Annotated in this window: 10 protein-coding genes; 8 read left to right on the top strand and 2 right to left on the bottom strand. The window is 65.5% G+C overall.

From position 1 onward, the window contains the following. Positions 1-99 precede the first annotated feature (99 nt). Positions 100-975, bottom strand: a complete 876-nt coding sequence (locus HBF25_RS05755) for an alpha/beta hydrolase (protein WP_166947010.1) — start codon at positions 973-975, stop codon at positions 100-102. Between the two features lie 182 nt (positions 976-1157). On the opposite strand from HBF25_RS05755, the gene HBF25_RS05760 reads away from it, so the two are divergent. From HBF25_RS05760 to HBF25_RS05785, 6 genes are all read left to right on the top strand, one after another. After that, positions 1158-1499: a YXWGXW repeat-containing protein gene (locus tag HBF25_RS05760; protein WP_166947011.1), complete on the top strand. Its 342-nt coding sequence runs from the start codon at positions 1158-1160 to the stop codon at positions 1497-1499. 194 nt (positions 1500-1693) lie between these two features. Further along, the gene (locus HBF25_RS05765; protein ID WP_166947012.1) at positions 1694-2797 is read left to right on the top strand and encodes a Glu/Leu/Phe/Val dehydrogenase; all 1104 of its coding nucleotides are present in this window, start codon (positions 1694-1696) and stop codon (positions 2795-2797) included. Positions 2798-2932: 135 nt separating this feature from the next. After that, positions 2933-3505 (top strand): COG4648 family protein, encoded by a 573-nt coding sequence (locus HBF25_RS05770; protein WP_166947013.1) that lies wholly within the window; start codon positions 2933-2935, stop codon positions 3503-3505. Beyond that, positions 3502-4230 (top strand): 3-oxoacyl-ACP reductase FabG, encoded by a 729-nt coding sequence (gene fabG, locus HBF25_RS05775; protein ID WP_166947014.1) that lies wholly within the window; start codon positions 3502-3504, stop codon positions 4228-4230. Before HBF25_RS05770 ends, fabG begins: the two co-directional genes overlap by 4 nt. 138 nt (positions 4231-4368) lie before the next feature. Beyond that, on the top strand, positions 4369-6462 hold the full coding sequence (gene yccS / locus HBF25_RS05780) for a YccS family putative transporter (RefSeq protein ID WP_166947015.1): 2094 nt from the start codon (positions 4369-4371) through the stop codon (positions 6460-6462). A gap of 80 nt (positions 6463-6542) precedes the next feature. Next, positions 6543-7700 (top strand): isovaleryl-CoA dehydrogenase, encoded by a 1158-nt coding sequence (locus HBF25_RS05785; RefSeq protein ID WP_166947016.1) that lies wholly within the window; start codon positions 6543-6545, stop codon positions 7698-7700. Between the two features lie 100 nt (positions 7701-7800). On the opposite strand, the gene HBF25_RS05790 is transcribed toward HBF25_RS05785, so the two are convergent. After that, entirely contained in the window at positions 7801-10623 is a 2823-nt protein-coding gene (locus HBF25_RS05790) for an autotransporter serine protease (RefSeq protein ID WP_166947017.1), read from the bottom strand. 200 nt (positions 10624-10823) lie between these two features. Between HBF25_RS05790 and HBF25_RS05795 the strand changes: the two genes are divergently transcribed. Continuing rightward, positions 10824-11999: a thiolase family protein gene (locus HBF25_RS05795; protein ID WP_166947018.1), complete on the top strand. Its 1176-nt coding sequence runs from the start codon at positions 10824-10826 to the stop codon at positions 11997-11999. Between the two features lie 161 nt (positions 12000-12160). After that, positions 12161-12526: a hypothetical protein gene (locus tag HBF25_RS05800; RefSeq protein WP_166947019.1), complete on the top strand. Its 366-nt coding sequence runs from the start codon at positions 12161-12163 to the stop codon at positions 12524-12526. The last annotated feature ends 353 nt before the right edge of the window (positions 12527-12879 follow it).

Raw genomic sequence — 12879 nt, forward strand, 5'->3', positions numbered from 1 at the left:
AACGCGCCTTGCGCGCGACCGGGCGAAGCGAAAATCATGAACATCTTCGTGACAACCGGTCGCGCGCAAGGCGCGCTCCTACATAAGGCTGGCGCGCTCTTACAGGTCCGTGCCGGAGAGGAAGGCCAGGGCTGCGGTACGCACGCATTCGTCGTCCACCACCTTGCGATGGCCCAGGCGGCGCGTCTTCAGCAACGTGGCGCCGGGCCAGAGCTGCGCATACAACTCGCCATGCTCCAGCGGCACCTGCTTGTCGAAACAATCATGCACCACGAGCAGCGGCTGGGTGCGCAGGGGCGCGTGATGCCGGATATGCAGGTCATCGATGGCGTAACCGGTGCGTGCCGCCAGCGCATCGTGCATCGAGGGTCGAAGGTGCTCGGCCAGGCGCATGAACCGGGCGAACTGCCGCGTCACCGCCTGCGGATCGGCGGGCGGGGCAATGAGTACGACGCGCTTCGCCGTCCAGCCATCGTCGAGTGCGATCGTGGTGGCGGCGCAACCCAGTGAATGCGCCACTACGCCCAGCGGATCGCCGTAATGCCGGGCCACGCCCGACAACGCGCGCATGAAGTCGGGCAGCGTGCACAGGTCGCCATCACTGTGGCCATGCGCCGGCTGGTCGAACGCCACGGCGGCCCAGCCCTTTTCCAGCAGGAACGGCGCCCAGCTTTCCCAGCGCAGTCCCATGCTCGACCATCCGTGCACCAGCAGCACGTAAGGTTGCGTCGACGGATCGCCCCATACATAGGTTGCGATGTCCTGATCGCCCACGCGCACGGTTTCGCGACGGGCCGTCATTTTCGTCTGCGCATACGCCGCACGCGTGCGGGTACTGGGCAGCGGTGTCTGGAAGATACGCGCCGCATGCGCGGCCGTGCGCCGCGGCGCCAGGTAACTGCCCACGCGCCAGGCGCAACGGAGGCCGAGGATGGTCGCGACGGTGCGGACGCCGATGCGGCGGGGTGCTTTCATGGAGGTCGCGTGATCGAAAGTCGGCATGCCAGGGGTTGGAGCGCGACACCCGGCCTGAGGTTCCCGGCGTTCCCGCTTTCGGCTAGCTGAACACTGTCATCCCTGTCGGGTCAACCCGGCCCACACGAGGTCCGTTCTAGCGCCCGGGTCCGCCAATGCGGACATCTTGAGGAGACCGCACGATGAAACGCCTCACCCGCTCCCTGGCCGTCGCCGCCGCCCTGGGCCTGGCCGTCGGCGCCGCGAGCTTCGCCCCGCCCGCCGCCGCGCGGGAAGTCATCGTCACCACCGTGCGCGTCGCCCCGCCACCGCCGCGCTATGAAGTGGTGCCCGGCCCACGCGTGGGCTATGTCTGGGCGCCGGGTTACTGGAACTGGTACGGCGGTCGCTATGTATGGGTGGGCGGCCACTGGTACGGCGGTCGTCCGGGCTATGTCTATCGCCCGCCGGTATGGCGCCCCTACGGCGGCGGCTGGCGCATCCAGCGCGAGACCTGGGTACGCGATCCGCGCTGGCATCGTTAAAAAAATGTAGCTTGCTGCGCCGCACCTACACAGCTCCCCCATAGGGGTTAAACTAGCCGGCAGACAGGACATCATCGCCCCCGCCCACAGGCCGGGGCGATTTTTTTGGACGGTTACCATCCCCGACGACCGAGGTCGCCGGAATCCACCTCTAAAGCGGTGCTGCTGCCGCTGGAAACTGGAGTTTGCGTTCGATGATTTTCGAAACCATCGCCAACACGGGCCACGAAGAAGTCGTCTTCTGCCATAACAAAGACGCCGGCCTGAAGGCCATCATCGCGATCCACAACACCGTGCTCGGCCCCTCCCTCGGCGGCCTGCGCATGTGGCCCTACAAGACCGAGCAGGACGCCATCAACGACGTGCTGCGCCTGTCGCGCGGCATGACGTACAAGAACGCGGTGGCCGGCCTGAACCTTGGCGGCGGCAAGGCCGTAATCATCGGCGATCCCTCCAAGGACAAGTCCGAAGCGCTGTTCCGCGCCTTCGGCCGCTTCGTCAACTCGCTCAACGGCCGCTACATCACGGCTGAGGACGTCGGCATCGACGTCAACGACATGGAATACGTGTTCCGTGAAACCGAATACGTCACCGGCGTGCACCAGGTGCACGGCGGTTCGGGCGACCCGTCGCCGTTCACCGCGTTCGGTACGTTGCAGGGCCTGATGGCCGCACTGCAGACCAAGCACGGCAACGAAGACGTGGGCAAGTACAGCTACGCCGTGCAGGGCTGCGGCCACGTGGGCAGCGAGTTCATAAAGCTGCTGCGCGAGCAGGGCGCCAAGGTGTTCGTCACCGACATCAACAAGGATGCCGTGCAGCGCTGCGTCGACGAACTCGGCTGCGAAGCCGTGGGCCTGGACGAAATCTACGACGTCGACGCCGATGTCTACAGCCCGTGCGCCCTGGGCGGCACGGTCAACGAGCAGACCATCGACCGCATCAAGGCGAAGATCATCTGCGGCGCGGCCAACAACCAGCTGGCCACCGACGCCATCGGCGACGAGCTGTCGCGTCGTGGCGTGCTCTACGCCCCGGACTACGCCGTGAATGCCGGCGGCGTGATGAACGTCTCGCTGGAAATCGACGGCTACAACCGCGAGCGCGCCATGCGCATGATGCGCACGATCTACTACAACGTCGGTCGCATCTTCGAGATCTCCGCCCGCGACAACATCGCGACCTACAAGGCCGCCGATCGCATGGCCGAAGAGCGCATCTCCGCCATCGGCAAGATCCGCCTGCCCCACATGGGCAACGGCGCTCCGCGCTTCCAGGGTCGCATGCGCGGTCAGTAAGCGTTTAGGACAGGGTTACAAAGGAGCCACCGCAGCAATGCGGTGGTTTTCTTTTGTCGCCGGTCAGATGGCGCCTTTTGAACGGTGGCCCGCGAACTGCCATCATGGGCGCTCTTTCCGCCATCGCCGCCATCCATGCGCAAGCTCGCCACCTTCGTTTTCGTGCTGGTCGGCGTGGCCTACCCCTTTGTCGTGTATTTCGGAGGCGAGCGCGCTTCCCCATGGGTGCTGGGTCTGGTGCTGGGGACCCTGTGGCTGCTTCGTGCGCCGGCGCTGCTGCGCCAGCCGGGTGGCCGCTGGATGCTGGTGCTGGCCCTTGGTTATTGCGCCGTCCTGGGCCTGGGTAACAACGATGCCCTGCTGCGCTGGTACCCCAGCCTTATCTGCCTGCTGCTGCTCGCCATCTTCGCGCTGAGCCTGCGCTACGGGCCACCCATCGTCGAGCGGATCGCCCGCGTGAGCGATCCCGACCTGCCGCCTGCCGCCGTCGTCTACACGCGCAAGGTTACCTGGGTGTGGATTGCTTTCTTTGCCCTCAATGGCAGCTGCTCCGCCCTGCTGGCCGCATGGGGGCCGCTGTCGTGGTGGACGCTCTATAACGGCGTCATCGCCTACGTCGCCATGGGTGCGCTGATCGCCGTGGAATGGCTCTGCCGACGCCGCCTGCGCCGTCGCATCGACAATACCCTCATCGGAACGCATCCATGACCGACACCATCCTCGTCACCGGCTCCAGCCGTGGCATCGGCCGCGCCATCGCGCTGAACCTCGCCGACGCCGGCTACGACATCGTGGTGCACTGCCGTTCGCGTCGCGACGAAGCCGAAGCGGTGACGAACGAGATCCTTGGCAAGGGTCGTCGTGCACGCCTGCTGTCGTTCGACATCGCCGATCGTGCGGCCACGGCCGCGGCACTGGAAGCCGACGTCACGGAACATGGCGCTTATTACGGCGTGGTGTGCAATGCGGGCCTCACCCGCGATGGTGCCTTTCCCGCACTCAGCGAGGATGACTGGGATACCGTGCTGCGCACCAATCTCGACGGTTTCTACAACGTGCTCCATCCACTGGTGATGCCGATGATCCGTCGTCGTGCCGCAGGTCGCATTGTCTGCATCACGTCCGTTTCCGGCCTCATCGGCAATCGTGGGCAGGTCAATTACAGCGCGTCGAAAGCCGGTGTGATCGGTGCTGCGAAGGCGCTGGCCCTGGAACTCGCCAAGCGGAAGATCACCGTCAACTGCGTCGCGCCCGGCTTGATCGATACCGACATGCTGGATCCGGGGGTGCCCGTGGAACATATCCTCAAGGCCATTCCGATGGAGCGCAGTGGCACCTCTGACGAAGTGGCCGCTGCCGTGCGCTTTCTGGTGAGCCCGGAAGCCGGCTACATCACCCGCCAGGTGCTTTCGGTCAATGGCGGCCTTTGCTGAGCGCCTCCTGTAGGAGCGTGCCTCGCGCGCGACCTGCTTCGTGGCAAGGTCCTGTCGCGCGCGAGGCGCGCTCCTACAGGAGCCTGATGTGGGGTGAGGCAGCAAGAATGTGCTGGAGCGACGCGCTAAGCTAAACCCATGCGTGCCCTCCGATATCTCGTCGAATCCGATCGTTTCGCGGACGTTGTCCGCGTCTTCGTGGCACTGACCGGCGTCACCGCGTGGTGCACCCTGAAAGGACCGGCCGACGCCATCGTGCCTGCCCTGCTGGGCGCCATTGCCTGCGCGCTGTCGGAGACCGACGATGCCTGGCGTGGACGGCTGCGCGGATTGCTGGTGACGCTTGTGTGCTTTGCGCTGGCTGCCTCCGCCGTGAAGGCCAGCATCGGCACCCCGCTGCTGTTTGGCCCGTTGCTTGCCGTGGGCACCTTCCTGCTCGTGATGCTCGGCGCCGCCAGCGGCCGCTACGCCACCATCGCGACTGGCACGTTGATCCTTTCCGTCTACACGATGATCGCCTCCGACGCCCCGGGTGGCAGCGGCGCGCAAGGAACGCTGGCCATCCTCGCGGGTGCCGCGTGGTACGGCGTACTGTCTCTGGCGTGGAGTGCCTTCGCTCCGCAACGTGCTGTTCGCCACGCACTGGCCCGTCTTTTTGAAGCCCTGGCGGGTCAGATGGAGGCCAAGGCAGCCCTGTTCGAACCCGTTCGCGACCTCGATCGCCACGCATTGGAGGTGGCGTTCTCGCGAAGCAACCTGCGCACGGTAGATGCCCTTGCCGCCGCACGCGCTGCCTTGCTGGACCGCATTGGCCGGCGCCAGCCGCGCGGACGTATCGCCTCGCGGCTGGGCCTGTTCTTCGTTGCGCAGGATATCCACGAACGCATCAGCTCGTCGCACTACCCTTACGACGAGCTTGCCGCCGAGCTGTACCACAGCGACCTCATGTTTCGTTTTGGTCGCCTGATCCGCTTGCAGGCCCAGGGGTGTCGCGAACGGGCCGACGCCATCCGCCGCATCGCACCCATGCAGCCTCTCACCATGCCTGCCCATGCGCTCGATGACGTACGCGAAGCCCTGGCCTACCGGCAGCAGCACCTGCCTGCAAACCTGGCAGTAGATGATGCACTGGCCGCCCTGCTGCGCAACGTCGAGCAATTGCAGGTTGTCATCGCGGGGGACGGTGCTCCGCGCGATGACGATGACATGGCCCTGCAAGGCGATGATCCCCCGAGCCTGCGTGAGGCGCTCGTCCGTATCCGCCTGCGACTCAACCGGCGCTCGGTGCATTTTCGCCATGCCGTCCGGTTGTCCGCCGGCATGCTGGCCGGCTATCTGGTGATGCTCGCGCTGCACCCCAGCCATGGGTACTGGATCCTCCTCACCACCTTGTTCGTCTGCCAGCCGAGCTATGGCGGCACACGCCGACGGCTCACGCAGCGCGTGACCGGCACCCTGGCGGGCCTGGTCACGGGCTGGGCCATGCTTCAGCTGCTGCCGGGCGGCGACTGGCGCCTGCCCGTGCTGGTCGCCAGCGGCGCGGCGTTCTTCGCTTTCCGGCTTCGCCGTTACGCCCTCGCCACGGGCGTCATCACGCTTTTCGTGCTGCTGTGCTTCGACCGCGTTGGTGCCGGTTACGACGCCATCGGCCCGCGCCTGCTCGATACGCTGCTGGGCGTCTGCGTCGCCGCCACGGCCATCCGCTTCGTGCTGCCCGACTGGCGCGTGCGCCGGCTGGATGACGTCGTGGCCGATGCCCTGCTGGCTTATGGGCGCTACCTGGAGCGCATTGCCACGCAGTACGCCACGGGCAAGCACGACGACCTGCCTTATCGCATCGCCCGTCGTGACGCCCATGCGGCGCAGGCCGCGGTGGCCGGCAACGTCGTGGAATTGCTCGCCGAGCCCGGACATCCCCGCGAACGAGGCGAACGCGCCCTGCGTCTGCTCACCGACCTTCAGGCTGCCTTGTCCCACCTTTCAACGCTGGGGGCGCATCGGCAGTTACTGCCCCCGGGGGAGGCCCGGGCGCTGGTCGAGCTGGCCACCCACCTGGCCCATGGTTTCGACACTCTTGCTGAGCATGTGCGCATGGGTACGCAGGCGTCTCCGCTGGCCATGCCCCCCGTGCCCATCGATACCACGGCGGACGAGACCCTGCGCATGCTCGACCGTCAATGCCTGCTGCTGGCGCGTGTCCACGACCACATCGGCGCCCTTCCACCCGCCTGATTGTTGCGACGCGCCGTGGCTTGACGGTGCCGCCACGCTACGATGGGTAGCTTTTCCCCCGCCCCCATCGGAGTTGCACCATGCGCCCGTTTTCCCTCGGTGACGATATCGACCTCCTGCGCGACAGCGTCCGCGCCTTCGCCGAAAAGGAAATCGCCCCGCGCGCCGACCGTATCGACCGCGAAAACCAGTTTCCCGACGATATCTGGGCCAAGCTGGGCGACATGGGCCTGCTGGGTATCACCCTGCCCGGCGATCTCGGTGGCTCCGAAATGGGCTTTCTCGCCCATATGGTCGCCATGGAAGAAATCTCCCGCGCGTCGGCGTCGGTAGGCCTGTCGTACGGCGCGCACTCCAATCTGTGCGTGCAGAACATCTACCACAACGGCAACGATGCCCAGCGCCGCAAGTACCTGCCCAGGCTCGCCAGCGGTGAGTGGGTGGGCGCGCTGGCCATGAGCGAGCCCGGTGCCGGCTCCGACGTGGTCGGTTCGATGAGCTGCAAGGCCGAACTGGTCGGCGACACCTGGGTCGCCAACGGCTCGAAGATGTGGATCACCAACGGCCCCGATGCCGACGTGCTGCTGGTCTACATGCGCACCGCGCCGCGTGCGGCGGGCAGCCGTTGCATGACTGCCTTCATCGTCGAGAAGGGCATGAAGGGCTTCTCCACTGCGCAGAAGCTCGACAAGCTTGGCATGCGCGGCTCCAACACCTGCGAACTGGTGTTCGAAAACTGCGAGATTCCGGCCGAAAACATCGTCGGCGAAGTGAACGAAGGCGTGCGTGTGCTCATGAGCGGCCTCGATACCGAGCGCCTCGTGCTCTCCGGCGGCCCCATCGGCATCATGCAGGCCGCGGTAGACCTCGTGCTGCCCTATGTGCGCGAGCGCAAGCAGTTCAACGCCCCCATCGGCACCTTCGGCCTCATGCAGGGCAAGGTGGCCGACATGTATACGGCGCTGCAATCCTCGCGCGGCTTCGCCTATATGGTGGCGCAGCAGTTCGACAACGGAGTGAAATCGCGTATCGATCCTGCCGCGTGCCTGCTCAATGCATCGACCAACGCCGTGATGGTGGCGCTGGAAGCCATCCAGGCGCTAGGTGGTAATGGTTATATCAACGAGTTCCCGGCGGGGCGGCTGCTGCGCGATGCGAAGCTCTACGAGATCGGCGCGGGCACGAACGAAATTCGCCGGATGCTTATCGGTCGCGAACTGTTCCACGGAAAGTCTTAACCAGGTGCCTCCCCGGTCACGTCACTGCAAGCGGCGTGTCACACCCATAGCGACCTGATCAACGCCGCCGCTTCCGGCACACGGAAGCGGCGGCGTTTCATTACCAGGCCACGCGCACACTCGCCGACGCCGAACGCGAATGATCCCGGTCGGCAAAGCGCTGATCCATGCCGAACGCCAGCTGCGTCCGCTCGTTCATATCCCAGCCCAGCTGCAACCCCGCCGTGGCCGCACTGCGCGACAGGCCGATACCCTCTACCGGTGCCCACTGCGAGAAGCCCGTGTAGCGTGCGGCAAACACCTCGCCCCGCGTGGCGAACGCGTTCTGCCAGCCCAGCTTCATGTCCAGGCGCAACTTGCCGTACGACGTGAACCAGGAAGCCCCCGCACGTACGCCCACGCCAGCCTGCCAGCGCGACGTGGTGTGATCGTTGGCCGTCAGGCCGAAGCCATCGCCGCCTATTTCCTGGAAACCCGAGCGATGAATGCTGGCGTATTGCACGTTGGCAAACGGCGTCAGCGAGAACGCTCCCACCTGCGTGCGATAACCCAGTTCGCCATAGGCGGAGTTGTAGCTGCCGTTGATATCGCCACCGGCAAAGGTCGCTGCCTGATCGCCGAAACGCAGGAGGCGACGCGTATCGCCACGGAAGCTGCCGTAGCCTACGCGCCCCACGCCGTACCAGTTGGCCCCTTGCGTTCCGGCATAGAACGAGCCTTCGGTGGAGCGGTTGCGCTGGCGGTCGAAGTTGCCGGAGAGCTGGCCGGTGCTGCGCATGGTAGCTACCGTCACACCGGCAAAGCCGTTGCTGCCGATGCGCACGTCCTGGCCGATCATGCCACCCGAGAGGTTGAAGCCGACGTTGCCGAAACCAGCGCGACTCATGCCACCCTGGTCGTTGAGCGACTGCGCCCACGAACCCCGGGTGGTACCTGCATCCAGATGCGACATCAGCGCATCGTTACCTGCATCGATGCCGGCCAGCGTCACCGCCGTACCGGCAGCGTAAAGCTGGCCGGAAAGCGATTCCAGCGAAGCCTGCGCCTGGGCCGTGCTGCGCGACTGCTGGATGCCGCCCGCTGCGGACAAAGTGCCATTGGCGACGACATTACCTGCCGATGAAGCCAGCGACTGATCGATCTGGGCAAAAGCCGCATCGACGCGTGTGGCGGACGACTGCGCCGCCAGCGATGCAGGCATGGACGCCTGCGCCACCTTCACCACGCTGATGTGCGACGTGTCCACCCAGACTTCCGTCGGCGCATACTGCAACGTGGTCTGCAGATAGATGCCCGGTGCTGTACTCAGGCCGGCAAACTGCCCGCTCACGGACGAAGCCGTCAGCACCTGCTGGTGCGATACCGGCACATACTTGTCCTTGACGCCCGAAATATAGAACTGACCATTCAACGATGCGGTGCCGTTGACGATCAGTGGTGCACCCAGCACCTGCGCCAGCGTACCCGTGCTGCCCTGGACGAAATTGCCCGTGATCGTCGTACCCGCATCCGTCGTCTGTAACCGGCCCTGGTTGAGCACGTTGCCGCCGATGTCACCGTGCGCAATCACCTGCCCCGCCGACGATCCAGGCTGGGCAGGGAGAATCGTGACCGCACCGGGCAATCGGCCCATGGATTCGAGCGTGGTGCCTTCGCCGACGATGCTGCCGCCGCTGTAGCTGTTGTTTTTGCTCGTCAGCACGAGCCGTGCATTGCCGCTGGTGGTAAGTCCACCCGTGCCGCTGATGTCGTTGCTGAAGGTGACGTCGCTGCCCGCAACGAGATTGATCGTCAGCGGACCCCAGTCGAGCGTGCCGGGCCCACCGATGGCACGGCCCACGTTGAGGCGACCGTAGCCGTATACCGGGTCGGGGCCCGGCGCGCCCAGATCATCGGCGGTGCCAAGGATGATCTGGCGCACTGCGTCCTTCGACAACGTAGGAAACACGCCAGATACAACCGCAGCGCCGGCGGCCACCTGTGGCGCGGCAAAGGAGGTGCCGCTCCAGACCTCATACGAAGGATTGGCCGCCGTCGCATTGGCCGCCAGCGTCACGACGGAGCCCGGCGCCGCCAGGCAATAGTTCTGCGCGATGCCGCACCGGTTGGAGTAGGAGGCAATGCTGGTGGGGTTGGCGCTGTCAAGCGCTACTACCGTCAGCCAGCCACGCTCAAGCTCGGGCGCGCGATTGGGTAGTGCGGCGACATCCGACGGATTTGCCTGGCCACTATTACCCGCGGCAAAAACGAACAGCGCCCCGAACCGGGCGGCCGAATACGCGTCACGGAAACTCTGCGTGGTGGACGCGCTGGATGCATCCCAGTAAAGGCCACCCCACGAATTGTTGATGATCGTGGCCTTGGCACCGATCAGGTCGCTGTTGATCTTGCCCAGCGGATCGGCCGACGTGACCTTGTTCCCCTGGCCGCTGCCGTCGTCGGTCGGCGTCTTGTCGGCAATGATCCGGGCCGTGACGATGCTGGCGGACGGTGCGATGCCGCCACCGAACAGACCCTGTGTCGTGCCCACCGCCACTTCGGCCACGGCCGTGCCATGGCCCACCACGTCGCCCACGCTGGTGTTGTTCACCACCGGGTCCACGTAGCTGAAGCTCTGCAACACCTTGCCGTTGAGGGTGGGATTCGTCGCGATCACCCCCGAATCGACGATACCGATGATGGTGCCGGCACCCTTGGCACCTGCCGCCTGTGCCGCTTTTGCATTGGTGGCCGTGAGCTGGATATCCGACGGCGGCGCCGGAGCCGACGGCGTGGAAGGCGGTGTCGCCGGCTGCACCGGGGGCGGGATGTTATAGGAGGGACGGCTATTGCTCCCGCCTCCACCGCCGCCGCACGCGGTTACGCCCAGACTCACGCAAACAGCCAGCGCAAGCTCGCGCTGGCGGAGCAGGTTCCAATGCATCTCGTTGTTCCCCCGAATGGACGTCAATGTCGTGAGGCCTGATCCTGGCCACATGGCGCAGGATGTTGCCAAATCATTGAGATTTTGCGCAAGGCCTTGCGCGCCTGACGCAGCGCAGATTGCCCCTCACCGGGCGCCACTGCGATACTCGACGGGTTTTCCGCCCCCAAGGGCGGCCATCCGAGCATTACGGAGTTCCCATGTCCGACATCGTCATCGCAGGTGCCAAGCGCACCGCCATCGGTTCCTTCCTCGGCCAGTTCACCGGCGTGCCCTCCCCCGAACTGGGCTCCATCGCCATCAAGGCCGCCCTGGAGCAGTCCGGCATTGCCGCGGCGGACGTGAGCGAAGTGATCATGGGTTGCGTGCTGCCGGGCAATCTCGGCCAGGCCCCGGCCCGCCAGGCTTCGCTCAAGGCCGGCCTGCCGACCTCGGCCGGCTGCACCACCATCAACAAGGTGTGCGGTTCCGGCATGAAGGCGCTCATGCTCGCCCACGACCTCATCAAGGCCGGTTCGGCCAGCGTGGTAGTGGCCGGCGGCATGGAGTCGATGACGAATGCCCCGCACATGGTCAACGCCCGCACCGGCATCCGCTACGGCGACGGCCAGCTGGTGGACCACATGGCCTGGGACGGCCTCACCAATCCGTACGACGGCAAGGCCATGGGCGTGTTCGGCGAGCAGTGCGCCGACAAGTACCACTTCACGCGCGAAGCGCAGGACGCCTACGCCATCGCCTCGGTCGAGCGCGCGCAGGCGGCGCAGAAGTCGGGCGCGTTCGCGAATGAAATCGTTCCGGTGACCGTGCAGGGCCGCAAGGGTGCGCAGGATTTCGCCGAAGACGAACAGCCCGGCCGTTCCGATATCGCCAAGATTCCCACCCTGCGCGCGGCATTCCGCAAGGAAAACGGCACCATCACCGCCGCCAGCTCGTCCAGCATTTCCGACGGCGCCGCCGCGATGATCGTGCTCTCGGCCGATGAAGCGAAGAAGCGCGGCGTGACCCCGCTGGCCCGTGTCGTGGCCCATGCCACGCACTCGCAGGAACCCGAGTGGTTCACCACCGCACCGGTGGGCGCCATCCAGAAAGTGCTCGAAAAGGCCGGCTGGAAAGCATCCGACGTCGATCTGTTCGAAGTGAACGAGGCGTTTGCCGTGGTGCCGATGGCCGTCATGCACGAGCTTGGCGTCTCGCACGAGAAGATGAACGTCAACGGTGGCGCTTGTGCGCTGGGTCATCCGATCGGTGCCAGCGGTGCCCGTATCGTGGTCACTCTTCTCAATGCGTTGACAGCCCGTGGGGCAAAAAGGGGCGTCGCGGCGCTTTGCATTGGCGGCGGCGAGGCAACGGCGGTCGCTATCGAACTGATGTGAACCCGGTGTCGAAATTTCAGGCGGTCATCTCGAAAAAATCACGCGATGTACATGGGTTTTAATACCCCCTGAAGCACACACCGGCATTCGGTAGCCATGCCTGAGCAACTAAGCTATTAATACGCCCGCCTAACGGCATTCCACGGCTAAGGAGAAACACAATGAATTTGACGCGTACCCTTCTCGCCTCTGCGCTCGTCGCGCTGCTGGCAGCATGCAGCAACGGCGCGCAGGATTCCGCGCAGGATGCCCAGAAGTCCGCTGCGGATGCCCAGCAGCAGGCTGACAAGGCCCAGCAGGCCGCCGACCAGTCGCAGAACGCCGCGACCTCGCAGGCCGCCGACCAGGCCCAGCAGTCCGCCGACCAGGCCAAGGACGCTGCATCCCAGGCCCAGGCCGCCGCCTCGTCCTCCACCGGCGCCGCCAAGGATGCCGCCTCCAACGCTGCCGACCAGGCCGACAAATCGGCTGACCAGGCCAAGGACGCTGCGTCCAACGCCAACAGCGCGAAGGACGACAAGAAGTAATCGGGGCACTGTCCCGCTGAAAACGGCTGCCTCCGGGCGGCCGTTTTTTTTTGGCCCGCACGCAGCCCCCCGCGCCGCTTTCGCTTATTTGTGTAGGAGCGCGCCTTGCGCGCGACCCCTGAACGCGATTCATAAAAGGGCAATGCAGACAATGATCGGGCAGCGTTCACACCCCCGCCCCACCGCCTGCCCGATCATCTCAACGCATCATTCGCCATACGTATCCTTGCGGGGTCGCGCGCAAGGCGCGCTCCTACAGGTCACGGGGGAATCGCAACAGATCAAGGCGCATCACGGGATACCGCAACGCAGCGTTCGCAGGCCCAGCCAGCCCGCTATGATGGCCGTTTCGT

The organism is Luteibacter anthropi (genome assembly GCF_011759365.1).
GTDB classification, from domain to species: Bacteria; Pseudomonadota; Gammaproteobacteria; order Xanthomonadales; family Rhodanobacteraceae; genus Luteibacter; species Luteibacter anthropi.

What these genes read in the sequence shown, in the direction of transcription:
- HBF25_RS05755 (WP_166947010.1), bottom strand. Translation starts at nt 975, where the DNA reads ATGAAAGCACCCCGCCGCATCGGCGTCCGCACCGTCGCGACCATCCTC.
- HBF25_RS05760 (WP_166947011.1), top strand. Translation starts at nt 1,158, where the DNA reads ATGAAACGCCTCACCCGCTCCCTGGCCGTCGCCGCCGCCCTGGGCCTG.
- HBF25_RS05765 (WP_166947012.1), top strand. Translation starts at nt 1,694, where the DNA reads ATGATTTTCGAAACCATCGCCAACACGGGCCACGAAGAAGTCGTCTTC.
- HBF25_RS05770 (WP_166947013.1), top strand. Translation starts at nt 2,933, where the DNA reads ATGCGCAAGCTCGCCACCTTCGTTTTCGTGCTGGTCGGCGTGGCCTAC.
- fabG (WP_166947014.1), top strand. Translation starts at nt 3,502, where the DNA reads ATGACCGACACCATCCTCGTCACCGGCTCCAGCCGTGGCATCGGCCGC.
- yccS (WP_166947015.1), top strand. Translation starts at nt 4,369, where the DNA reads ATGCGTGCCCTCCGATATCTCGTCGAATCCGATCGTTTCGCGGACGTT.
- HBF25_RS05785 (WP_166947016.1), top strand. Translation starts at nt 6,543, where the DNA reads ATGCGCCCGTTTTCCCTCGGTGACGATATCGACCTCCTGCGCGACAGC.
- HBF25_RS05790 (WP_166947017.1), bottom strand. Translation starts at nt 10,623, where the DNA reads ATGCATTGGAACCTGCTCCGCCAGCGCGAGCTTGCGCTGGCTGTTTGC.
- HBF25_RS05795 (WP_166947018.1), top strand. Translation starts at nt 10,824, where the DNA reads ATGTCCGACATCGTCATCGCAGGTGCCAAGCGCACCGCCATCGGTTCC.
- HBF25_RS05800 (WP_166947019.1), top strand. Translation starts at nt 12,161, where the DNA reads ATGAATTTGACGCGTACCCTTCTCGCCTCTGCGCTCGTCGCGCTGCTG.